This is a genomic window from Streptomyces sp. NPDC102402 (genome assembly GCF_044765765.1).
Taxonomy (GTDB): Bacteria; Actinomycetota; Actinomycetes; order Streptomycetales; family Streptomycetaceae; genus Streptomyces.
In genome coordinates this window covers 99,355-122,171 of sequence record NZ_JBIWKR010000001.1, presented here as the reverse complement: position 1 = coordinate 122,171, position 22,817 = coordinate 99,355, and the positions used below count along the sequence as shown (strand labels likewise).

Sequence of the window (22,817 nt, the reverse complement as noted above, 5' to 3'; positions counted from 1 at the left end):
CGGCCCGGTGGATACACCCCCTCAGCTGTGCATTGGAGATGGCGCGTTGTCGGATTGGGAGAGGTCGAGCACGGCGCGGGTGATACCACCCGCGCGGCCGCGCAAGCTCGCCAAGGTTCCGTTCGTCGAGCTGGCGGACGGACGCCTGCAAGGCGTGGTGTCCAGCGGCTCGGACATCGGGCGGGTCTATGTCTCATCCGTCGCGACGGCAAGCTTCGCGTTCGCCTGCAGCACCAACAACAACCGTCCCTGTGGCGGTGCGCGCGGGTCGTTCTGCAACCACATCGGTGCCCTCGTCAACGAGGCGGTCCTCCAGTACGGAGCCGAGCGCGTCGTCCGCTATCTGAAGATCGAGGTCCCGGGCGGCGACGTCGACGGGCCGGTGCTCGCGTCGGCCATGCGGAGCACCCGCCCGCAGGCCGACGCGACGAAGGCCGCCGCCTCCGTCTTCAGCCGGTTCCTGCGTCACCTCGCCTATCTCGAACACGCCCCGGCCACCGTGCCGTTGCCCGAGATGCATTTCTTCCCGCCGACCAGGGCGGTGGCCTGATGCGTGCCGACCTGCTCACCGGACCCGTCGAGGGTCTGGAGGAAGCCCTGGAGGCCGTCGACGCCTTCGACCGGTCCCTCGTCCCCGGCCTCCTCCGCCCCCAGCCCTCCGAGGCCGCGGGCCCGGCGCGGCTCGCCGACGCGGTCCTGGGGACGCCCCTGGCCGCCAGGGTCGCCGAGGCGGCCGAGAAGGCGGCGGCTGGAGGAGCGGGCGAGGACCACTTCGTGGCCCTCGCAGCCGCCCGGACCGCGCTGCTCGGCTCCGTCCACGACGCACTGCTGACGCGCGTCGAGGAGGCCGCAGGCCGGCCGCGAGGCGAGCGGCCCGAGCCGGCGGCCGGCGCACGGCCGGCGGAGAATCTGCTGACGGCCGCCCGCGCCTGGCTCTCCGACCTGGCGCGCTGCGGATGGCAGGGCCTCGACCACGAGGTGGTGTCCGGGGCCGCCGAGGTCGTCTCGGCGATGCTGCCCGACCCCTCCCTGCGCCGTCTCGCCTCCCTCCTCGACGGCTTCGCCGCCGAACTCGCCGCGTCCTGCCCCGGCTCGTCCATGGAGCGCTTCCCGGTACGCCGCTGGGCCGACCTCTGGTCGCGCGGAATGCTGCTCACGGTGCCCGGCGCTGCCGCGGCACCCGTCGTCGGGACCGCCGACGGGCGACTGCTGCCCCTCGGCATCGACGTACAGGAGCACGCGACCGCCGCTCAGGCGCAGGTGCACGCCGTCTTCGAACCCGCGGACGGATCCGCGTCCCGACTCGTGCGCGCCAGCGTCTCGGCGCCGAAGCCCGACACCGTCGTCGGAGCCGGGATCTGGCAGCTGCTGCGTCCGCACATGTCGCTCCTCGCCGCCGCCGGTGAGGGCCGGTCGATGGTGCTGACCGGAATGCCCCTCACCGCGGAGGGCGACTTGATCTGGGACGACGCCCATGCCCGGCCCGGAGAACCGGCCGAGGCGTTCGCCACGGCCCGCGTGGCCCTCCCCACCGCGACGGCCCCGGTCACGGCCCCCCTGGACCGGCATCCCGCGCGCATCGCCGTCCCCGTCTTCCTGGAGGGCTACACCCCCCGGGCCGACGACGAGGGCCTCGTGAGCTTCACCGTCGCCGGCGCCGAGCTGGCCGTCGACACCGACCGCATCCCGGCGGCCGGTCCGCTCACCCCCGAGGCCGTCGCCAGGTCCGGTGCCTGCGTCGCCCTGGTCCGCTGGGACGACGGCGAGTTCGCCGTGCAGCCGCTCGCCGTCGAGACCACGGTGCGCAAGAAGGTGACTCCGGTGCACGCGGGGGCGTGGGCCGGAGGTACGACCGACAAGGCCGGGGTCAGGGCGGAGAAGGCCGCCACCGACGCCGCGAAGGTGCTGGGCGAGCGCGCGGGAAGGCTGCTGCGGAAATGACCGGACAGCCGAACCCCGGGGTGACCGGGGAGAGCGCGCACGACAACCGCCGGCAGGTCATGTACTGGCGCCTGCTCGCCCAGCTCTTCGACCCCGAGGAGCAGGCGGCCCTGGAGTCGGCGAGCCTCGCCGTCGTCGAGGACATCGGGCTCCCGCCCGCGCTGCTGGACCCGGGGACCTCCGTCGACTCCGTGGTGCAGCGCCATCCCGGGCTGGCCGCCGAGTTCGACGGTCTGATGGTGCCGGGCGCGGACGAGGGAGCGGACACGGAGACGGAAACGGACGGCCCCGACGACGTCCGCGACCGGGCCGCCGAGGTGCGGCGCGCCGCGCTCGTGTCGAAGGTCCTGCTGAACGTCTTCCACTCGCCCCCCGGCACGGTCTCCGCGGGCCAGCTCTCCCGCTGGCAGTCCGACGCGGGCTGGCTGGAGCGCGCCCTCGGCTGCAAGCCGGGCGAGTTGCGCGGCGGGCGCGCCGGAGGTACCGGCGCCGCCCCGACCGGCACGGGCGGCGGTGGCCGGACCCCCGATCTCGGCCGGCTCATCCCGGAGATCGGTCCGGCACTGGGCTCCATCGAGGCCGGGCTCGTCAAGCGGATGCGGCTGCGCGAAGTCCTCGCCGACCCGCACCTCGCCGGTCAGCTGACGCCGAGCATGTCCCTGATCGAGCAGCTGCTGCGCGACAAGGACAACCTCTCCGGTGTCGCCCTGGCCAACGCCAAGGCCCTGATCCGGCGCTTCGTCGACGAGGTCGCCGAGGTGCTGCGGACGCAGGTGGAGAAGTCGACCGTCGGTGCCCTGGACCGTTCGGTCCCGCCCAAGCGGGTGTTCCGCAACCTCGACCTGGACCGCACGATCTGGAAGAACCTCACCAACTGGAGCCCCGAGGAGGAGCGGCTCTACGTCGACCGCCTCTTCTACCGCCACACCGCGCGCAAGACGACGCCCCAGCGGCTGATCGTGGTCGTCGACCAGTCGGGCTCGATGGTGGACTCCATGGTCAACTGCACCATCCTGGCCTCGATCTTCGCCGGCCTGCCCAAGGTGGACGTCCACCTCATCGCGTACGACACCCAGGCGCTCGACCTCACCGCCTGGGTGCACGACCCCTTCGAGACCCTGCTGCGGACGAATCTCGGCGGCGGCACCGACGGCACGGTCGCCATGGCACTGGCCCAGCCGAAGATCGCCGCGCCCCGCGACACCGTCGTGGTGTGGATCTCCGACTTCTACGAGTGGCAGGCCGAGCCGCTGTTCGAAAGCATGGCCGCCATCCACCGCTCCGGAGCGAAGTTCATCCCCGTCGGTTCGGTGACCAGCTCGGGCCGCGCCAGCGTCAACCCCTGGTTCAGGGAGCGCTTCAAGGACCAGGGGACACCGGTCCTCTCGGGCCACATCCGCAAGCTCGTCCACGAGCTCAAGACCTTCCTCACGTGACGCGAGCGGGCCGGCCGGAGTCCCCGGGACCGGCGCCCGCCACGCGCGTCACACCACAGCACTCCCACACACGTCGAAAGGCACCCCCATGTCCGACCTGCTGCGCGCCCCCGCCGAGATCAAGTACGCGGAGGAGCTCGACTGGCTCGAGTCGGTCGACGACGGCCCCAAGCCCTTCTCCTGGCGGCTCTCGCCCAAGATGGTCCGCCTGTTCATCCTGGGGTCCGAGCGCTCCGACGGCCTCGACCGGGAGATCTCCCAGAAGTGGTACGGCGACCGCAGCTTCGTCGAGCGGTCCATCGTCACCCTGGCCTCCGACCGCGGTCTGCTGCTCATCGGCGACCCGGGCACGGGCAAGAGCTGGCTGGCCGAGCTCCTCTCGGCCGCCGTCTCCCGCAACTCCACGCTCGTGGTGCAGGGCACGGCCGGCACCACCGAGGACCACATCAAGTACTCGTGGAACGTGTCCATGGTGATCTCCAAGGGCCAGTCGCGGGAGTCGATGATCCCCTCACCGATCATGACCGCGATGGAGACCGGTGCGATCGGCCGCTTCGAGGAGCTCACCCGCTCCACCAGCGACGTCCAGGACGCGCTGATCTCGATCCTCTCCGAGAAGTACATCTCCGTACCCGAGATGGACAGCGACAACATCGTCTTCGCCAAGCCGGGCTTCTCCGTCATCGCCACGGCCAACAGCCGCGACCGAGGCGTCAACGACCTGTCCTCCGCGCTCAAGCGCCGCTTCAACTTCGTCCGCATCCCGGTGGTGACGAACAAGAAGAGCGAGGCGGAGATCGTCCGCTTCCGCACCGAGGAGCTGCTGCGCCGTCACCAGATCGAGCTGGACGTGCCGCCCACCCTCCTCGACGTCCTGCTGCAGAGCTTCGCCGACCTGCGGGCCTCCTCCGCGGCGGCCGGCAGCGACGACGAGAAGCTGGAGTCCGCGCTGTCCAGCGCCGAACAGATCGGTGTTCTGGAGGACGCGATCCTGCACAGCAACTTCTTCGGAGAACGTGAGCTGACAGCCCGAACCCTCGCCTCCTCGCTCGTCGGATCGCTCGCGCGGCGTGAACCCGAGGACCTGGCCATCCTCAACAAGTACCTGCACGGCATCGTCGAGCCGCGCAGCAAGGAACAGGGCGGCTCCTGGCCGGAGTTCCTGGAGGGCGGCCGCGACGCGATCGCCACCCTGTCATGAGCACCTTGAGCGAGGAGGCGCCCTTCAAGGCCCTCCGAGGACAACTGCAGGAAGCGGCAGCCGAGTTCGCGGACGGCCCGGACGCGCTGCGGGGCATCCTCCTCGGCATCGTCGACGACGTCGACCGCGCCGTACGCGAGCCGCTGGAGATCTTCCCCGTCTGCCACCACTCGCCCGCATCGGCGGTCGCCATGGCGCGCAGGCTGCGGGAGAAGCAGCCGAAGGTCGTCTACCTGGAGCTGTGCGAGGACATGGCGCCTCTCCTGTCCGAGCTGAGGAACTGCCGTCTTCCGGTGGCCGTCCAGGCGTTCGCGAGCGAGGTCAAGGGCTTCCCCGCGGAGTGGGCGCCGCTCTCGGTGGTCGCTCCGATCACCGAGGCGTCCGCCGAGTACCAGGCCATCGCCTACGCACTCGACACCCCGGGCGTCGAGCTCGTCCTCGTCGACCGGTCCTCGGACCACGTGTTCCAGTGGCAGGCCGGTGCGACGGAGCCCGCGGGCCCGGACGCACCGCCCGCCGAGGAGGAGGAGGCGGCACTGCACGGCGACGCCGTAGGGGTGGAGATCGGTGATCTGCGGCCCCGGTTCGCCGAGCTGGAGGAGCACCTCCTGCACCACGGCCGTGTGCGGCACTGGTCGGAGTGGTGGCACCAGTACGTCGAGCTGCCGCTCGGCGACAGCGACCACGACACCTACCGCCAGGTCATGCTCCTGATCGGCAGCCTCTTCCGCCGGCTGGCGCCCGGGGACACGGGCCGGGTCCGGGTGGACGAGGACCGCGAGCGCCACATGTGGACCCGGATGCGCGAACACCTCGCCGCGACGGGCACGGATCCCGAGGACTGCCTCTACGTCTGCGGCGCGTTCCACGCGGCCAGCCGGGTCGAGGAGTTCGGCGTCCACGGCAGCGACACCTTCGAGATCAGCCCGCCGAGCGAGAGCACCTGGCAGCACGGCCTGATCCCGTCCAGCCACACGTCGATCGAGGCGCAGTTCGGCCTCGCGGCCGGGTCCGTGTCGATCGCCGCCACGCAGTGGGCGAAGAACCTCAGGCGCACCCGGGTGCAGCCCTACCGGCTCGCGGGCCAGGCGGGTGCCAAGAAGGCGGCGAAGCCCCGGAAGGCCGCCGCGCCCGCCGCCCCCGTGGCACCGGAAGCCGCCTCCGACAAGCTCTCAGGCTTCCTGCAGAGTCCGCCCGCCCTCGACCGGCTGGACGAGGCGGAACTCCTCGGCTGGTCGGTGGAGATCGTGCGCTCCGCCCGGCGCAACGGCTACCTCGCCTCCACCGCCGACGCCATCGCCGTCTTCGAGACGTCGATCCTGCTGGCCGGCATGCGGGACCGGGCCAGGCCCACGCCGTACGACTTCCAGGACGCGGCGGTCACCTGCATCGAGAAGGAGACCGTGCCGGGGAGGCGCGACGTACGCCGCCTGGTGGAGATCCTGATGGGCGGCGACCGGATCGGCCAGGTCGGCTACGACGCGCTGCCGCCCCTGGCCCGCGACGTGCACGACCGCCTCGCCCCGCTGGGCCTCAAGCTCCAGCAGCGCGGGGTGCAGCGCGCCCTGCTGGACATGACCTCCCACCCCGAACTGCGGCAGTGCTCCGACGTGCTGTGGATGCTGCGCCACCTCATGCCCCACGGGGCGGCGCGGCCGATCATGGGCGAACGGGAGCTCGGCAAGCAGTCGGTCCAGGAGTCCTGGGACCTCGCGCTGGGCACCCATCAGCGGGCGCTGATCGAGCTCGGCTACGAGGGCGTCAGCATCGAGCAGGTGCTCGAGCAGCGCCTGCGCCGCGCGGCCTACGCCCCGAACGCGACCACGGCGCAGATCCTGGCCGCCGTCGAGGACGCCGTGCTGCATCTGCGCGGTGGCCGCCTCGCCGACGAGCTCGGCACCCGCGCGCTGGAGGTGCTGGCCACCGAGCGGAGCGTCGACGGTGCGCCGGAGGTGCTGCGCAGGGTGCGCCGGCTCCTGGCGTACTACCGGATCAGCCGGCCGGTGCTCCCCACGTGGATCGAGTCCTTCGCCAAGACGGGGTACGCGCACTACTGCACGCTCCTGCCGACGGCGTTCACCGACGAGGACGCGACCGTCCGTCAGGTCGCGGCGATGCTGGGGTTCCTCTTCAGCATGGAGAGCCTGGCCCTCTCGCTCGGCTGCGACCGGGCCCAGATGGATCTGGCCCTCGCGCAGTCGCACCCGCAGGAGCCGTCCAGGACGGCGCTGCTGTGGGCGGCCCGGGTGCACCTCGGGCAGCTCACCCGAGCCGAGCTGAGGGAGCGGTGCGACGCACTGCTGGACAACCCCTTGGTGGTTCCCGCCTACCCGCGCTATCTCAGCGGCTTCCTGCACGCTCTGGAGCCCGTGCCGCAGCTGGCCGGTTTCGTGGTCGAGGCGGTGTCGAAGGCCTTCGCCCGGCTGCCGGACCCGGTGCTGCTGCCCTGGCTGCCGACGCTGATCACCACCTTGCGCTCCGAGGGCTCCGACTTGACCCCGCTGCTGGTCCGCGAGGCGGGACGCGTCTTCCCCGGCCGCCTCGCGGCACTGGACGCGTGGGTCCCGCCGTGGGAGGCCGTCCCGGAGGCACCGGCGGCCCCGGCGGCGGCCGGCGGTGGCACGGCGCGCCGGGCCGTCCTTCTCGCCGCCCACCCGGAGACCTGCGACAGCCTGGCGGAACTGCTGGGCTGCGAGGGCACCTGGGAGGCGGAGATCCCGGAGCCCTCGGGCGCGGTGCTCGTAGGCCGCCACCCCGAGACGGCGGCGGCAGTGGAGGCGCTGCTGGCGGGGGCCTGACTCCGGGGGTGGAGGCAGCGACGCGTGCCGTCCGTGCCGCGTGCGGAGCCGCACGCGGCACGGACGGCACGCGCTGTTCCCCGGCGGCCCCCCGGTCACCGATGCCGGACCGGTTCCAGGCGCCGCCGAGGTCGCGTGCGACGTCTGTCGTGTCCTGGGACAGAAGGGGTCGTTGAGCCTGGTGTGAGTGGTTGTGGGAGTGGGTACCCGTCGGATCTGACGGATGAGCAGTGGGCCCTGGTCGAACCGCTGCTGCCGGCGGCGAGGGTCGGTCCGAAGGGCGGGCGTCGGGAGAAGCACCCGCGCAGGCGGATCGTGAACGCCCTCCTCCACGTGGTGCGGACGGGATGCGCCTGGCGCCAACTGCCGAAGACCTTCCCGCCCTGGCCCACCGTGTACTGGTACTTCACCTGGTGGCACGAGAACGGCACCGTCGAGCGGATCCACGGCACCTTGCGGATCCACGGCACCTTGCGCGGCCAGGTCCGTGCGGCGGACGGCGCGGACGCGGAGCCGAGCCACGGGACGGCCGCTTCCCGGTCCGTACGCGCCGGGGACGCGGCTCCCTCGGAAGCCGTGGCTCCGACGCGGGCCGGAGGCTGAAGCGGCCGTCCTTGATCTTCGGGACGTCGCCGGAATGTCCTCCCTGTCTTCGGATGCCGCATCCGGGCTGCTGCGGCAGGATGGCCGGATGACGACACAGCCGCACATCGTCCTTGTGCGCGGAGACATCACGGAGCAGCACGCCGACGCCCTGGTGAACGCCGCCAACTCCTCGCTCCTCGGGGGCGGTGGGGTCGACGGCGCGATCCATCGGCGGGGCGGGCCCGATGTCCTCGCCGCCTGTCGCGAGCTGCGGGCCTCGCACTACGGCAAGGGGCTGGCCACCGGGCAGGCGGTGGCGACGACGGCCGGCCGGCTGCGCGCGGAGCACGTCATCCACACGGTGGGGCCGGTCTGGTCGCGCGAGGAGGACCGCTCCGCCCTGCTGGCCTCCTGCTACCGGGAGTCCCTGCGGGTCGCGTCGGAACTGGGCGCCCGCACGGTCGCGTTCCCCGCCATCTCGACGGGGGTCTACGGCTGGCCGCTCGACGACGGGGCCCGGATCGCCGTCCGCACGGTGCGGGAGGCGACGCTTCCCCCGGTGGCCGAGGTGCGCTTCGTGCTCTTCGACCAGGAGGCGTACGCGCGCTTCGAAGAGGCACTGACCGGCTGAGCCCGCGCCGCACCTCGGCGGCCCGGTCGCGGACGTCGCCGACCCGCCCGCGCCCGGCCTGGGTGGGCCTTGGGTGAAGCGTGCGGGGACCGCCGGGCCTCCGGCCGGGAAAGGCGTTCACCTCCGTCTGACACCATCGGCCGGTGGACTACCCGAACGACCAGGCACCTGGCGCACCGATCCGCTCCGGCATCCCGGAGCACGGCCGCATCCCGAAGTACTACGCCGTGAAGGCGCGTATCTCGCTCCTTCTGGACGAGTTGGCCGAAGGAGCGCCACTGCCCACCGAGCGGGACCTGGCTCTCCGGTACGAGGTCTCCCGCGAGACCGTGCGCCAGGCGCTGCGGGAGCTCCTGCTGGAAGGACGGTTGCGCCGGCAGGGGCGGGGCACCGTCGTCGCCGGGCCCAAGCTCGAGCAGCCGCTCTCGCTGGCCAGCTACACCGAGGGCGTGCGACGCCAGGGCCGCACACCCGGCCGCCACCTCATCGGGCTCGAACAGTTCCCCTGTCCCGAGGCCTTGGCCGTCGAGATCGAGGTGCCGCGTGGTGAGCCCGTGTGGCACATGGAGCGCGTCCTGCTCGCCGACGAAGAGCGGGTCGGCCTGGAGAGCACGTACGTCACCGTCGCCCGGGTCCCCCGCCTGGACGTGGAGTTCGACCCCGACTCCTCCTTCTACGCCTACCTGCGCGACCGGCTCGGCGCCGCCTTCGGCGATGCCGACGAGCGCATCGAGACCGTCCTCGCGACACCGCGTGAGGCGCTCCTGATCGGGACACCGCCCGCCCTTCCGATGCTGTTGCTGCACCGCCTCTCCCGGGACCCCGGGGGGCGGCCGCTGGAGCGGGTGCGGACCCTCTTCCGCGGTGACCGGTTCTCGTTCACCGCCCACCTGGGCGGTCAGGACCGGTAGCTCTTCCCGGGCGTGTGGCGTACACGCAGGAGCGGCCGACTCGTTCATTTGCATAACGAGAACATAACGGGTCTAGTCCAAGCTTGCGGCCCGGTTCACCCTTCCGTCGCCTCGCGGACGCGCCGGGGCCACCCGCCCCGAGGAGCGTTGCCGTCGTGAGAGTCATCGTCGTAGGAGCCGGCGTGGTGGGAACCATGCACGCCTGGCACGCAGTGAACCGCGGCCACGAGGTCGTACAGATCGAACGCGAGAGCGAGGCGCGCGGAGCTTCCCTCCGCAATTTCGGACAGATTTGGGTCAGCGGCCGGGCGGCCGGCGAGGAGCTGGAGACCGCCCTGCGGGCCCGCGAGCTGTGGGAGTCCATCGGGCGACTGGTGCCGGAGCTCGGCTTCAGGCCCTGTGGATCGCTGACCCCGCTCCGCACGGAGCTGGAGCTCGCCGTCGCGGAGGCGGCCGTGGCCCGGCCCGACGCGGCGGCGCGCGGCTACAAGCTGCTCACCGCCGGCGAGGCGCGGGCCGTGAACCCCGCCCTGCGAGGGGCCTTCGAGGCGGCACTGTGGTGCGAGCGGGACGCGGCCGTCGAGCCACGTGTCGCCCAGCTCGCACTGAAGCAGGCCCTGTTGGCGTCGGGGAAGTACACCTACCTCGGCGGCCGGGAGGTGCGCGAGGTGACGGGCACCGCCTCCGTGCGTGACGACCACGGCGACACCCACACCGGTGACGCGGTCGTCCTCGCCACGGGCGCCTGGCTCGGCGGCCTCGTCCGCGAGCTGGCCGGCCCGGACCTGCCGGTACGCCGGGTCCGTCTGCAGATGATGCAGACCGACCCGCTCGGAGAGCCGCTCACCACCTCCGTGGCCGACGCCGACAGCTTCCGCTACTACCCGGCCTACGCCGGAGGCGCGCTCGACGCCCTCGAATCCGGACAGCCGCAGGCACCGACCGCTGCCGCCCACCGGATGCAACTGCTCATGGTGCAGCGCCGCGACGGCGGACTGACCATCGGCGACACACACGAGTACGAGCACCCCTTCGCCTTCGACACCGCCGAGGAGCCGTACGAGCACCTCACCGGTGTCGTCGAGTCCTTCCTCGGCCGCCCCCTGCCGCGCGTAAGCCGCCGGTGGGCCGGGGTCTACGCCCAGTGCACCGACACCAGCCGCGTCGTCCACCGCCAGCAGGTGCGCGACGGCGTCTGGCTGGTCACCGGGCCCGGCGGGCGCGGCATGACCTGCTCGCCCGCCATCGCCGAAACGACCGCACAAGAACTGGGCTGGTGACACGCGTGACATCGACGCACAACGACAGGCTGGACCTCGTCGTCCTCGACATGGCCGGCACCACGGTCGCCGACGGCGGACTCGTGGAGGAGGCGTTCTCCGCCGCCGCCGAGCACCTCGGCGTACGGCCGGGATCGAGCGGGCACGCGGCTCAACTCGACTACGTACGCGCCACCATGGGCGAATCCAAGATCTCCGTCTTCCGGCACCTGTTCGGCGACGAGGAGTCGGCCCGGCGCGCCAACGCGGCCTTCGAGGAGGCGTACGGTGCCCTCGTCGACGGCGGCCGTGTCGCCCCGCTGCCCGGTGCGCGTGACGCCGTCGAACGGCTGACGGCCGAGGGCCGTACCGTGGTACTGACCACCGGCTTCGCCCGCACCACCCAGGACGCCATCCTGGCGGCGCTTGGCTGGCAGGACCTCGTCCCGCTGACGCTCTGCCCGGCGGACGCGGGCGGACGCGGCCGCCCCTTCCCGGACATGGTCCTGGCCGCGTTCCTGCGCACCGGCGCGGTGGACAGTGTCCGGCGGATCGTCGTGGCCGGGGACACCTCGTACGACATGCTCAGCGGCGTACGCTCCGGGGCGAAGATCGTCGCGGGCGTCCTCACCGGGGCCCACGCCAAGGACCAGCTCGCCCGGAACGGGGCCACGCACATCCTCGGTTCGGTGGCGGAACTGCCGGACCTCATCGCCCTGGCCGAAGCATGAGCGGCGCGACGGCCTCCGGGATCCGCTTCGACCAGGTCACGGTCGCCTACGACGGCGACGTCGTCCTGGACCGGCTCGATCTGGCGGTCGAACCCGGCGAGTTCATGGCCCTGCTCGGCCCCTCGGGCTCGGGGAAGACCACAGCGCTGCGCGCCGTCGCCGGATTCGTGCGGCCCTCGTCCGGTCGGGTGTACCTCGGCGACCGCGACGTGACGGCGATGCCCCCGCACCGCAGGGGCATCGGCATGGTCGTCCAGCAGTACGCGCTCTTCCCGCACATGCGGGTCAGGGAGAACGTCGCCTTCGGGCTCAAGGCCCGCAAGGTCGCCAAGGCCGAGATCACGGACCGGGTCGCCGAGGCGCTCGAACTCGTCGGCATGGCCGCCTACGCCGACCGCCATCCCCGCGAGCTGTCCGGCGGCCAGCAGCAGCGCGTCGCCATCGCCCGCGCGCTGGCCATCCGCCCCGGTGTGCTGTTGCTCGACGAGCCGCTCTCCGCGCTCGACGCGCAGCTGCGCTCCGGGATGCTCGCCGAACTCGCGCGCCTGCACCGCGAACTGCCCGACGTCTCCATCCTCTACGTCACCCACGACCAGGTCGAGGCCCTGACCCTGGCCGACCGGATCGCCGTCATGGACCGCGCGCGGCTCCAGGACTGCGACACGCCGCAGGAGCTCTACCGCCGCCCGCGTACGGAGTTCACCGCCTCCTTCGTCGGCAACGCCAACCTTCTTCCGGTCACGGTCGGTACCCACCCCGGCAGCGCCGACTTCGCCGGGCAGCCGCTCACCGTCACCCCCGGAGAGGCGGTGGCGGGCGCCGCGGCGACCCTCTGCGTCCGGCCGCACCTGGTCGGCCTCGGCCCCGGAGCCAACGCGCTCACCGGGACGCTCGCCGAGATCCAGTGGCGCGGCTCCACCCACCGGCTGTACGTCGACGCCGCCGGCCACCGCGTCATGGCGGACGTGCGCGAACTGCGGGAGGCGCCGGCGCCCGGGGACACCGTCACACTGCACTTCGCCCCCGGGGACGCGGTCCTGCTCCCCGCGGTGACGGCCGGCGGGGGACCCGCCGAGGTGCCGCCCGTCCTCGCCGCCACCTCCGCCGGGGGTCCCCATGCCTAGCGCCCCCGGCATCGCCCCCGGCACGGCGGCCCTGCCCGGCCAGTACTCCGGCGACGTCCTGCCCGGTCCCCCCGCGCCGCCGGCCGCCCCGGCCCCGCGAGTTCCACGGCGTGTCCCGGCATCGCTCTGGGCTCTGCCGCCCGTCGTCGCCCTCGCCCTCGCCTTCCTCTATCCGCTGGCCCTCGTCGTCCAGCAGTCCTTCACCCCGGACGAGGGCGGCACATCCCTCGCCCCGTACACAGAGGTCTTCGCCTCCGAGTCCTTCCGCTCGGCGCTCACCACGACGGTCTGGCTCGCCGTCGGCTCCACCGTCGGCTGCCTCGTCCTCGGCTTCGTGCTGTCCCTGGTCATCGCCTTCGTGCCGTTCCCCGGCGCACGGGCGGTGGCGAGGTTCATCGACGTCTTCCTCTCCTTCCCGTCCTTCCTGATCACGCTCGCCCTGCTGTTCGTCTACGGCACGGTCGGCATGGCCAACGGCATCTGGACGGGTGTCACCGGAGCTGCGGACGGCCCCTTCCACTTCCTGACCACGCCCTGGGGCGTGCTGCTGGCCGAGATCACCTACTTCACCCCGTTCGTGATGCGCCCCCTTCTCGCCGCCTTCTCGCAGCTCGACACCGCGCAGCTGGAGGTGGCGTCCTCGCTCGGCGCCGGACCGGTCCGCATCGTGCGCCGGGTGATCCTCCCCGAGGCGCTCCCGGCGCTCGCGGCGGGCGGCAGCCTGGTCCTCGTGATGTGCCTGAACGAATTCGGGATCGTGCTGTTCACCGGTGCGAAGGGCGTCACGACACTGCCGATGCTCGTCTACAGCAAGGCGATCCTGGAGTCCGACTACCCGGCGGCCTGCGTCGTCGCCGTCGTCAACATCGTGATCTCCGTCGGCCTCTACGGCGTCTACCGGGTGGTGAGCCGTCGTGCTGGTGCATAGCCGTGCCGGGAGGTGGGCCGCGGGCGTCCTCTTCCTCGTCCTCTTCGTCCCGCTCTTCGCGGTCCCCCTGGCGGTCGTCGTCGCCGCGTCCTTCGCCACGAACTGGTCCGGCGCCCTCCCCTCCGGTCCCACGGGCGCGCACTACGCCGCAGCCGCCGACGCCGACTCCCTCCAGGCCCTGGGGACCAGCCTGACGACCGCGCTGGCGGCGAGCCTGCTCGCCCTCACCGTTGGCAGCTGGGCGGCCCTCGCCGCCGCTTCCCTGCGCAGCCGCGGGAAGCGTTTCCTGGACGCGCTCTTCGTGCTCCCGGTCGCCGTGCCGTCCGTCGTCGTCGGACTGTCGGTGCTCGTCGCCTTCAGCCGGCCGCCCGTCCTGCTCAACGGGACGCGCTGGATCGTGATCCTCGCGCACACCGTTCTTGTCACCGCGTTCGCCTACCAGTCCGTTTCAGCCGCCATCGTGCGTCTCGACCCGATGTACGAACAGGCGGCGGCCGGACTCGGCGCCCGCCCGGCGTACGTCCTGTGGCGAGTCAGGCTGCCGCTGCTGCTGCCGTCGCTCACGGCGGCGGCAGGGCTCTGCTTCGCGCTGTCCATGGGCGAGCTGAGCGCCACGATGATGCTCTACCCGCCCGACTGGACACCGCTTCCGGTGCAGATCTTCGCCGCCACCGACCGCGGTTCGCTCTTCACCGGCGCGGCGGTCGCCGTGGTCCTCATGGGGACGACGCTCCTCGTGCTACTGGGCGTCTCCCGCATCCGTACCAGGGCCTCCTACCGCTGATCCGCCGCATCCCCCGTAACCGAACGACATTCCTGGAGATACGACACCCATGCGTACGAACCCCGTCAAGCCCCTGGCCGCCGTGGCCGGCTGCCTCGCCCTCGCCGCCACCCTCTCCGCCTGCGGTGGCTCGTCCGCCGCCTCCGACGAGAAGGTCGTCACCGTCTACAGCGCCGACGGGCTCAAGGGCGAGAACGGCGACGGCTGGTACGACAAGGTCTTCAAGGACTTCGAGAAGAAGACCGGCATCAAGGTCGAGTACGTCGAGGGAGGTTCGGGGGAGGTGGTGCAGCGCGCGCTGCGCGAGAAGTCCAACACGCAGGCGGACGTCCTCGTCACCCTCCCGCCCTTCATCCAGCAGGCGGACTCCAAGAAGCTGCTGAGCGCGTACGAGCCGGCCGGCTCCGACCAGGTCGGGGCCGCGGACAAGGCGCCCGACTCCACCTGGACCTCGGTCGTCAACAACTACTTCGGCTTCGTCCACAACAAGAAGGAACCGGCCGCCGCGCCGAAGGACTGGGAGGACCTGCTCGACGGCTCGTACAAGGAGAAGGTCCAGTACTCCACCCCCGGCGTCGCGGGCGACGGGACCGCGGTGCTCATCAAGGCGATGCACGACTTCGGCGGCAAGGAGCCGGCGATGGAGTACCTCAAGAAGCTCCAGGCCAACAACGTGGGGCCGTCCGCGTCCACCGGCAAGCTGGCACCCAAGGTGGACAAGGGCGAACTCCTCGTCGCCAACGGTGACGTCCAGATGAACTTCGCCCAGTCCAAGGACATGCCCAACCTCGGCATCTGGTTCCCCGCGAAGAAGGGCGGCGCTCCCACCACCTTCGCCCTCCCGTACGCGGCCGGACTGGTCGACCACGCGCCCCACCCGGCGAACGGCAGGAAGCTCCTGGACTTCATGCTCTCCGAGCAGGCCCAGCAGGACGTCAGCGCGGTCGGAGGAGGGTTCGCGGCCCGCAAGGACGTGAAGGCCACCGACGCCAACGCCACCGAACTGGCCCGGCTGATGAAGGGCGTGGAGATCTTCGAGCCCGACTGGGCGGACATCGGGACCAACCTGGACAGCTATGTGGACGCCTGGAAGTCGGCCACCGGAAGCTGACCGTTGCCGGACGGATCACCGGAGCGTCCTGGACCGCCGGTGTTTCGTAGCGGAAGGGCAACAGGTCTGGACCCAATCGCAACTCCGCTTGTCAGCAAGCGAGTTGCAGTCTTCTGTCATCGCAATGGAGGCGCTTCATGTCCGCAGGTATGTCCCGCCGCTCACTCCTGGCCGCCGCGGCCTTCGTCACCGCCGCCGCACCGCTGTCCGCGGCCGTCACCGCGCACGCCGCGGCCCGCACCCCCAAGGTCCTGGTCATCGGTCTCGACGGCGCGATGCTCGGCCGGATCAAGGACGCCGACGCGCCGAACCTCGACGCCCTCATGGCTGGCGGACTGACCTCGCTCAGCCCGCTGTACGCCGACCCCCTGGCCCCCACGCTGTCCGGGCCGGGATGGTCGACCCTCATCACCGGGGTGTGGCCCGACAAGCACCTGGTGAAGGACAACGCGTTCACCGGCCACGCCTTCGCCCGGTATCCCGACTTCCTCACCCGGATCGAGACCGCGAAGCCCTCGCTGTCCACCTATGCGGTCGCGTCCTGGGCGCCCGTCACCACCACGATCTTCTCCTCGAAGGTCGACACCAGAGTCTCCACCCCGTCCGCCGAGTACGACACCGGCACCACCAGCCGCGCGGTGGCCGAACTGCGCAACGGCAACCGGGACGCCGTCTTCGTCCACCTGGACAACATCGACCACGCGGGCCACAGCTACGGCGCGGCGAGCTCCCAGTACCTCACCGCGGTGCACGACGCCGACGCGCAGGTCGGCCTGATCGTCGCGGCCGTCAGGGCCAGGCCCTCGTACGCCTCGGAGGACTGGCTGATCATGATCACCGCCGACCACGGCCACACCGACGCGGGCGGCCACGGAGGCGCGAGCGCGTCGGAACGGCAGACCTTCCTCATCGCCGCCGGAGGCGGCATCACCCCGGGCTCCACCCGCCACGACATCAAGATGCCCGATGTCGCCGTCTCCGCCCTCGCCCACCTCGGCATCCCCGTCGACCCGTCCTGGGGTCTCGACGGACGGCCCCTCCAGCAACCCCTCCCCGACGCCTTCGACGCCCTGCGCCCGCAGCTCGGCACCCGGGCCGACGAGACCGGCACCGGGGCCTCGGTCATCGGATTCACCCACACGCCCCCCACGGGCTGGGCCGTCGACAACAGCGCCATGGGTACGGGGGGCGTCACCGAGTGGCGCGGCTGGGCCTTCACCACCGACGAGTTCTGGACCGCGTCCGAGCGGGGCCAGGGCCGTGAGAACAACGTCCGGGCCCGAAACGTCTTCGCCGTCGCCGACGGGGACGAGTGGGTCGACAAGAGCTACAGCGGCACCTTCGACTCCACGCTCGTCAGCCCCGCCTGGAAGGTCACCGGTGGCTCACCGGCGATCCTGCGGTACACCACGTACTACCGTCAGGAGGCCCCGCAGAAGGGCCAGGTCCTCGTCTCGTACGACGGCGGAGCTCCCGTGGTGGTGAAGACCTACACCGGAGATGTCGCGTCGAGGGTGGAGAGCATCACCCTCCAGGTGCCCGCAGGCGTCACCACCGCGCAGATCCGATTCCGCTACACCGGCGGCAACAACTGGTTCTGGACCGTCGACGCGGTCTCCCTCGCCGGCTCCTGACAGCGGCCGGCTCCTGACAGCGGCCGGTTGCTGACGGCGGCCGGTTGCTGACGGCGGCCGGTGCTTGACCGCGGCCGTGCGGGACGCCCCGGGTGTCCGGTGGCGTCCCGCACGCATGGTGCCGGTCAGGCGGTGTTGTTGGCCAGGGCCAGCAGCCGCGCCTCGGTGCCGCTGAAGCGGTCGCGGTCCACCGCCCCGCTGATGCCGCTGACCGAACCGGTGGAGCTGTACTGCCAGAACGTCCAGTACGGGAAGCCCGCCGGGATCGAGGGACTGGCCGCGCTGGTCCAATGTGCCACGAAGAGCGGGCTCTTGGCGGACATGCCGCCCCAGCTGCCCGTGCAGGTGTTCCACCAGCTGGGGCTGGTGTAGATGACCACGTCGCGGCCCGTCTTCGCCTTGTACGCGTTGTAGAAGTCGAGGATCCACGTACGCATCGCCGACGTCGACTTGCTGTAGCAGCCGCCTTCGAGGTCCAGCATCCCGGGGAGCGTCAGGTTGTCCTTGGACCACGCGCCGCCGTGGGCGACGAAGTAGTTGGCCTGGGCCGCGCCGCCGGAGAGGTTGGGGCGGGCGAAGTGGTAGGCGCCGCGGATCACGTTCCGGGCGTGGGCGTTCCCGTAGTTGGCGCTGAACTGCGGGTCCGTGTACGTGGTCGACTCGGTCGCCTTGATGTAGGCGAACTTGATGCCCGCGGACTTGACCGACGCCCAGTTGATCGACCCCTGGTAGTGGGAGACGTCGATGCCCGGAAGCTGCGTGGCCAGCGGTCCCGCGACGCCCTCGGCGTCGAGCCGGAGCTGTCTCGCGTCGGGGGCGAAGGACGAGCCGTCCTCGGTGTAGCCGATGCCCATGTAGCCGGCGCCGAGGGGGATCGTGCTGCTCGACGGTGCCGGCTGCGCGGCGGCCGGGCCCGCCGACATCATCGGGGCGAGAGCCACGCTCATGGCGAGCGCTGCGGCAGCCATGACGGTCCTGCGGACGGATCGGCGGGTGCGGACTCGGAACGACACGGGTGCCTCCAGGCGCGTAGGGGGTGCGGAAGACAGGTGCGGGGGTGCCCGTCGGCCAGCGGGTCTACCCGCGTAGCCGGTGGGCCGTACTGGACCGGTACCGGCCGTCCGGGGCATCGGGGCGATCGGTGCGGCGGGACGAGGAGATGGCGGAACGTGGGTGTACAGGCTGCTCGATGTCTGTCACGACCACGTGGATTTGTTGTGGACGCGTCATGAGTGACCCATGAACGACCGTGTGAAGTAAAGGGGTTCAGGATTTCTCTATGGTCTAGACCATGGGGGAGGTCGGCGAGCTGCGGTGATGGCCCGGCGTCGGAGGAAGAATTCACGGACTGAAAACGGCACCCCCCGCCGGCGAGCGGCCGCGGTCCGGCCCGGCCGCGCGTGACCGCTCTGACGTAAGCGCGTCATGTCGCCATCTCGCCAACGGTGACCGAGTCGCCACACTCCGCTGCCCACGCATACTTCTGCGGTGATCCCCCTTCCACGAAGGAGAGTTCGTGTGATGAGGCATGCCTCCACCGGGAGGAGCGCCCCGGCGCCACTGTTCGCCCGGGACGCCACGGTCCGTCGCTCCGAGGGGAGTTCGGCCCCGTCGCAGCCGCAGCCGCAGCCGCAGCCGCAGCCGCAGCCGCAGCCGCAGCCGCAGCCGCAGCCGCAGCCGCATCCGCATCCGCATCCGCAGCGGCATCCGCATCCGCCGCAGCGGCAGCGGCAGCCGGGTCCGGTGGGGCGGGGGGCGGCTCTGCCGGGTTTCCATCGCGCGTAGCGGCCGTCCTCGCGCGTTTCGGCCTGCGGGGAAGTCCGGCGGCGCCGGCACCACGTGCGCGGCGTACGGCGCAGGTCAGGGGCTGTGCGGACCTCTCGGCCCGCCACGGGGGAGCAGGCCCCTCGTGTCCCCGGCCTCGCGCATCCGTCCATGGGATCAGCCTCACCCATCCGCCCGACCGGGCCGGATGGCGGACCACACCGCCCTGTCGGGCAGGCCGTTCCGCGACCCGTGACCGTCTGCCCTCCTGAAGGAGAGTCAGCTCGTGAGACCACACGAAGGACAACAGCCGAGACCGGACCGGAGAACCCGTCACGGACGGCACTCGCCCCGCACGCGAGGCATGCTCGCCCTCGCCCTCGCCGCGGCGCTGGGGGTGCCGTTGCTCGGGGCGGACCCGGCGTCCGCTGACCCGGCGCCGCCTCCGGCCACGCTGCGGAGCAAGGCGCCGAGCACGCTCGTCGAGACGTTCGACGACCGGGACGACGTCGCGTTCTGGGTGCGTCTCGACTCGGAGGCGGACAGCTCGGCGGCCAGGAAGGTGAAGACGAGGACCGCCCGGGACGAGGCGGTCATCAAGGCCAGGACCGAGCACGCGGAGCGCACCCAGGCGGGCCTGCGCAACCTGATCAAGAAGTCAGGGGCGCACTACGAGGCGTTCTGGATCAGCAACACCATCAAGGTCGTCGGCGACAAGGCGCTCGCCGAGAAGATCGCCGCCCGTCCCGAGGTGGCGGCGATCGAGGCCGACACCCAGGTGGACCGCCCCGATCCGCTGCCCGGCAAGAAGGTGTCAGCGGCCGACGGGGTCGAGTGGAACCTCGACCGCATCGGCGCGCCCGAGGTCTGGGACGACCTCGGCGTACGCGGCGAGGGCGTCGTGGTGGCCAACATCGACACCGGCGTCGACTACCAGCACCCGGCCCTCATGGGCGGCTACCGCGGGCTGGGCGACGACGGCACATACAGCCACGCCTACAACTGGTTCGACGCGACCGCGAGTTGTTCCGGCGACGCGCCGTGCGACGACCAGGGGCACGGCACGCACACCATGGGCACCATGGTCGGCGACGACGGCGCGGGCGACGCGATCGGCGTGGCGCCGGGGGCCACCTGGATCGCCGCCAAGGCGTGCACCACCCTGGGCTGCCCCCAGGACGCGCTCCTGGCGGCCGGCCAGTGGATCCTGGCACCCACCGACGCCGACGGACGGAACCCGCGGCCGGACCTGGCGCCGGACGTGGTGAACAACTCCTGGGGCGCGGACGTCATCGACACCTGGTACAGGTCGATGGTCCAGGCCTGGGTGGACGCGGGCATCTTCCCCGCCTTCTCCAACGGCAACAACGGCCCGAACTGTGCGACGGCCGGCTCTCCCGGCGCCTACACCAACAGCTACGCCTCGGGTGCCTTCGACAGCGACGGCGACATCGCGTCCTTCTCCGCGCGAGGCGCGGGCGAGGACGGCGCGGTCAAGCCGGACATCGCCGCGCCCGGTGTGGACATCCGCTCAGCGGCCCCCGGGGGCGCCTACGCGGTCATGTCCGGTACGTCGATGGCATCACCCCACACGGCGGCCACGGTCGCACTGATGTGGGCGACCTCCCCGGCGATACGCGGTGACATCGCCGCCACCGAGCGCTTGCTCGACCGGACCGCGCACGACGTCGCCGACACCTCGTGCGGCGGCACCGCGGAGGACAACAACGTCTTCGGCGAGGGGCGCCTCGACGCGTACGCCGCCGTCGCCGCCACCCCGCGCGGGCCTCTCGGAGCGCTGTCCGGCGCCGTCACCGCGGAAGGCAAGGCGCTCGCCGAGGCCACCGTGGAACTCGACGGACCGATGTACGCCACGGCGGACACCGGGGCGGACGGCGGCTACGCGCTGCCGAAGCTGATGGTCGGCGACTACGACGTCAGGGTCTCCAAGTACGGCTACGGGGAGGCTCGTTCCACCGTCACGATCACCGAGGGAGACAGTGCGACCCGCGATCTCGAACTCGTCGTCGCTCCCCTCGGCACCCTGACCGGAACCCTGAGCACGGCCGGTGGTCCGGAGGCAGGGGCGACGATCGAATGGCCCGGAGCCCCCGCTGCCACCTCTGCCGCCGACGGCACCTACTCCATCGAAGTCCCCGCGGGAACACACCGGTTGACCATCACTCCCGCCTCACGGTGTGCCACGGTCGGCGCCTACTCCGTCGATGTCGCCGCGGGCGCCAACCACCGTGACCTCCTGCTGCCCAGCAGGAGTGACACCTTCGGCACCACCTGCCGGCTGGTGAAGGACGCCGCCTACCCCACCGGTGAGACCCAGCTGAACCCCGGCGGACCGTACGCCGGTTCCGCCGCCGTCAGATTCCCGTTCCCCGTCTCCCTCTACGGCAAGACCTACCGCGAGGCGAGGGCGGACATCGAGGGATACCTCTCATTCGAGCAGAACGTCGGCCTCTCCACCAACAGGGCCCTGCCCTACACCGGCCTCCCCAACGGCTCCCTCTACCCCTTCTGGGACAACCTCCAGCTCGCCACCGGCACCGGCGGCATCTACTGGTCCCAGCGCGGCACCGCACCGCACCGCGAAGTCGTCGTCGAATGGCGCGACATGGTGCCGAGCAACGCCCGCACCCAGAAGATCGGATTCGCCGTCGTGATCGGTGAGGACGGCGACTACTCCTACCACTACAAGAGCCCCACCGGCGGCCAGTACGCCCAGGGGCTCGGCGCCACCATCGCCGCCGAGAACGCCGCCGGAACCGCAGCGCTCCAGTACTCCTACAACGCGGCCACCGTCACCGACGGCATGACCCTGGCCTTCCGGCCCGAACGCAGTGCCGCCGTCTCCGGCACGGTGACCGACGCCAACGACGGCAAGCCGCTCGCCGGGGCCACCGTGTCCGTCACCCGTGACGGAGACGAGGTCGCCACCGGTACCACCGGGGGCGACGGCACCTACCTCGTCCAGGTGCCCGCCACCGGCACGGCCGAGTACGACGTCACCGTCTCCGCCGCGCACTACACCTCCCGCAGCCGGACGGCCGAGCTGGCGGCCCGTTCGACGTCGCGCGCCGACACCGCTCTGCGCACCGGAGCGGTCACCGTGACCCCGCACACCGCGATGACGCTGGTCGTCCCCGCCGACACCACCCGCCGGCGGACCCTGGACCTCGCCAACACCGGTTCCGCCGCCGACTACACGGTCCGGGAGGCGGACGGTGCCAACTGGCTGCGGTTCAGCGTCGGATCAGGCCACCTGGAGGCGGGAGGCGACCAGCAGCTGCGGCTGACCGTCGACACCACGGCGGTCACCCCGGGCACCGTCCTGCGCGGCACGGTCGTGATCACCTCGGACAGCGGGCGGTCACCGGAACTGACCGTCCCGGTCACCGTGGTCGTCCCGGCCTACCTGGCGGCGCTGGACAGCGGATCGCCCACCGCCACGACCGACGCCTCCGGCGACACCTGGGGCCCGGACCGGGCCTGGGAGGCGGGCGGCTACGGATACGTCGGCGGGGCGAACGCCGTGTCGACCCGGAAGTCCGTCGAGGGGACCGAGGAGCAGGCGCTGTTCTCCACCGCGCTCAAGGGCGCGCTGGAGTACCGCTTCGACGCGGTGCCGGACGGGACCTACCAGGTCGAGCTGGCCTTCGCCGAGATCAGCCGGACCGAGCCCGGCGCACGCGTCTTCGACGTGATGGCCGAGGGAACCGAGCGGGCCGCGGACCTCGACATCGCCGAGGAGGCCGGAGGGACGTACAAGGCCCTGACCAAGACCTACACGGTCCAGGTCACGGACGGCCGGCTGAACCTCCGTCTGGTCGCTCACACCGGCAAGACGCTCGTCAACGCCGTCCGCGTCACCCAGCGGCCGGACCTGGCCGGCTGAACCCGCGGGCCGTCCCCTGCGCCCGACCCGGCGGAGGGGACGGCCCGCGGCGCCCCGCAACCGCACACAGCG

The 22,817-nt window shown here is 71.8% G+C and carries 17 protein-coding genes; 16 read left to right on the top strand and 1 reads right to left on the bottom strand.

From position 1 onward, the window contains the following. Positions 1 to 46: 46 nt before the first annotated feature. From ACIRJR_RS00470 to ACIRJR_RS00400, 15 genes are all read left to right on the top strand, one after another. Positions 47 to 550: a hypothetical protein gene (locus ACIRJR_RS00470; RefSeq protein ID WP_403771550.1), complete on the top strand. Its 504-nt coding sequence runs from the start codon at positions 47 to 49 to the stop codon at positions 548 to 550. Further along, complete coding sequence (locus ACIRJR_RS00465; protein ID WP_403771547.1) at positions 550 to 1,941, top strand: hypothetical protein; 1,392 nt, start codon at positions 550 to 552, stop codon at positions 1,939 to 1,941. Before ACIRJR_RS00470 ends, ACIRJR_RS00465 begins: the two co-directional genes overlap by 1 nt. Continuing rightward, a complete protein-coding gene (locus tag ACIRJR_RS00460) occupies positions 1,938 to 3,377 on the top strand; it encodes a VWA domain-containing protein (RefSeq protein WP_403771544.1) in 1,440 nt (479 codons plus the stop codon). Before ACIRJR_RS00465 ends, ACIRJR_RS00460 begins: the two co-directional genes overlap by 4 nt. An 88-nt stretch (positions 3,378 to 3,465) precedes the next feature. Then, complete coding sequence (locus ACIRJR_RS00455) at positions 3,466 to 4,578, top strand: AAA family ATPase (protein ID WP_403771541.1); 1,113 nt, start codon at positions 3,466 to 3,468, stop codon at positions 4,576 to 4,578. Next, on the top strand, positions 4,575 to 7,376 hold the full coding sequence (locus ACIRJR_RS00450; protein WP_403771538.1) for a hypothetical protein: 2,802 nt from the start codon (positions 4,575 to 4,577) through the stop codon (positions 7,374 to 7,376). Before ACIRJR_RS00455 ends, ACIRJR_RS00450 begins: the two co-directional genes overlap by 4 nt. 24 nt (positions 7,377 to 7,400) lie before the next feature. Beyond that, a complete protein-coding gene (locus ACIRJR_RS00445) occupies positions 7,401 to 7,979 on the top strand; it encodes a transposase (protein WP_403771535.1) in 579 nt (192 codons plus the stop codon). Between the two features lie 88 nt (positions 7,980 to 8,067). Continuing rightward, positions 8,068 to 8,592 carry an O-acetyl-ADP-ribose deacetylase gene (locus tag ACIRJR_RS00440; protein WP_403771532.1) on the top strand — a complete coding sequence of 175 codons (525 nt, stop codon included), beginning with the start codon at positions 8,068 to 8,070 and terminating at the stop codon, positions 8,590 to 8,592. Between the two features lie 143 nt (positions 8,593 to 8,735). Further along, positions 8,736 to 9,503, top strand: a complete 768-nt coding sequence (locus ACIRJR_RS00435) for a GntR family transcriptional regulator (protein WP_403771529.1) — start codon at positions 8,736 to 8,738, stop codon at positions 9,501 to 9,503. Between the two features lie 155 nt (positions 9,504 to 9,658). Beyond that, positions 9,659 to 10,783: a TIGR03364 family FAD-dependent oxidoreductase gene (locus ACIRJR_RS00430; protein WP_403771526.1), complete on the top strand. Its 1,125-nt coding sequence runs from the start codon at positions 9,659 to 9,661 to the stop codon at positions 10,781 to 10,783. Then, a complete protein-coding gene (locus ACIRJR_RS00425; protein ID WP_403771524.1) occupies positions 10,780 to 11,493 on the top strand; it encodes a phosphonatase-like hydrolase in 714 nt (237 codons plus the stop codon). Before ACIRJR_RS00430 ends, ACIRJR_RS00425 begins: the two co-directional genes overlap by 4 nt. Continuing rightward, positions 11,490 to 12,617: an ABC transporter ATP-binding protein gene (locus ACIRJR_RS00420; RefSeq protein ID WP_403771521.1), complete on the top strand. Its 1,128-nt coding sequence runs from the start codon at positions 11,490 to 11,492 to the stop codon at positions 12,615 to 12,617. The genes ACIRJR_RS00425 and ACIRJR_RS00420 overlap by 4 nt, the downstream gene beginning before the upstream one ends. Continuing rightward, positions 12,610 to 13,545: a 2-aminoethylphosphonate ABC transporter permease subunit gene (locus ACIRJR_RS00415; RefSeq protein WP_403771518.1), complete on the top strand. Its 936-nt coding sequence runs from the start codon at positions 12,610 to 12,612 to the stop codon at positions 13,543 to 13,545. The genes ACIRJR_RS00420 and ACIRJR_RS00415 overlap by 8 nt, the downstream gene beginning before the upstream one ends. Beyond that, complete coding sequence (locus ACIRJR_RS00410; RefSeq protein ID WP_403771515.1) at positions 13,532 to 14,329, top strand: ABC transporter permease; 798 nt, start codon at positions 13,532 to 13,534, stop codon at positions 14,327 to 14,329. Before ACIRJR_RS00415 ends, ACIRJR_RS00410 begins: the two co-directional genes overlap by 14 nt. Before the next feature lie 49 nt (positions 14,330 to 14,378). Continuing rightward, positions 14,379 to 15,440: a 2-aminoethylphosphonate ABC transporter substrate-binding protein gene (locus ACIRJR_RS00405; RefSeq protein WP_403771512.1), complete on the top strand. Its 1,062-nt coding sequence runs from the start codon at positions 14,379 to 14,381 to the stop codon at positions 15,438 to 15,440. Positions 15,441 to 15,577: 137 nt separating this feature from the next. After that, a complete protein-coding gene (locus ACIRJR_RS00400) occupies positions 15,578 to 17,074 on the top strand; it encodes an alkaline phosphatase family protein (RefSeq protein WP_403771509.1) in 1,497 nt (498 codons plus the stop codon). 125 nt (positions 17,075 to 17,199) lie between these two features. Here ACIRJR_RS00400 and ACIRJR_RS00395 read toward each other — a convergent pair whose 3' ends face one another. Next, positions 17,200 to 18,042 carry a GH25 family lysozyme gene (locus ACIRJR_RS00395; protein WP_403771507.1) on the bottom strand — a complete coding sequence of 281 codons (843 nt, stop codon included), beginning with the start codon at positions 18,040 to 18,042 and terminating at the stop codon, positions 17,200 to 17,202. 1,160 nt (positions 18,043 to 19,202) lie between these two features. Between ACIRJR_RS00395 and ACIRJR_RS00390 the strand changes: the two genes are divergently transcribed. Further along, on the top strand, positions 19,203 to 22,745 hold the full coding sequence (locus tag ACIRJR_RS00390; protein ID WP_403771504.1) for a S8 family serine peptidase: 3,543 nt from the start codon (positions 19,203 to 19,205) through the stop codon (positions 22,743 to 22,745). Positions 22,746 to 22,817 lie beyond the last annotated feature (72 nt).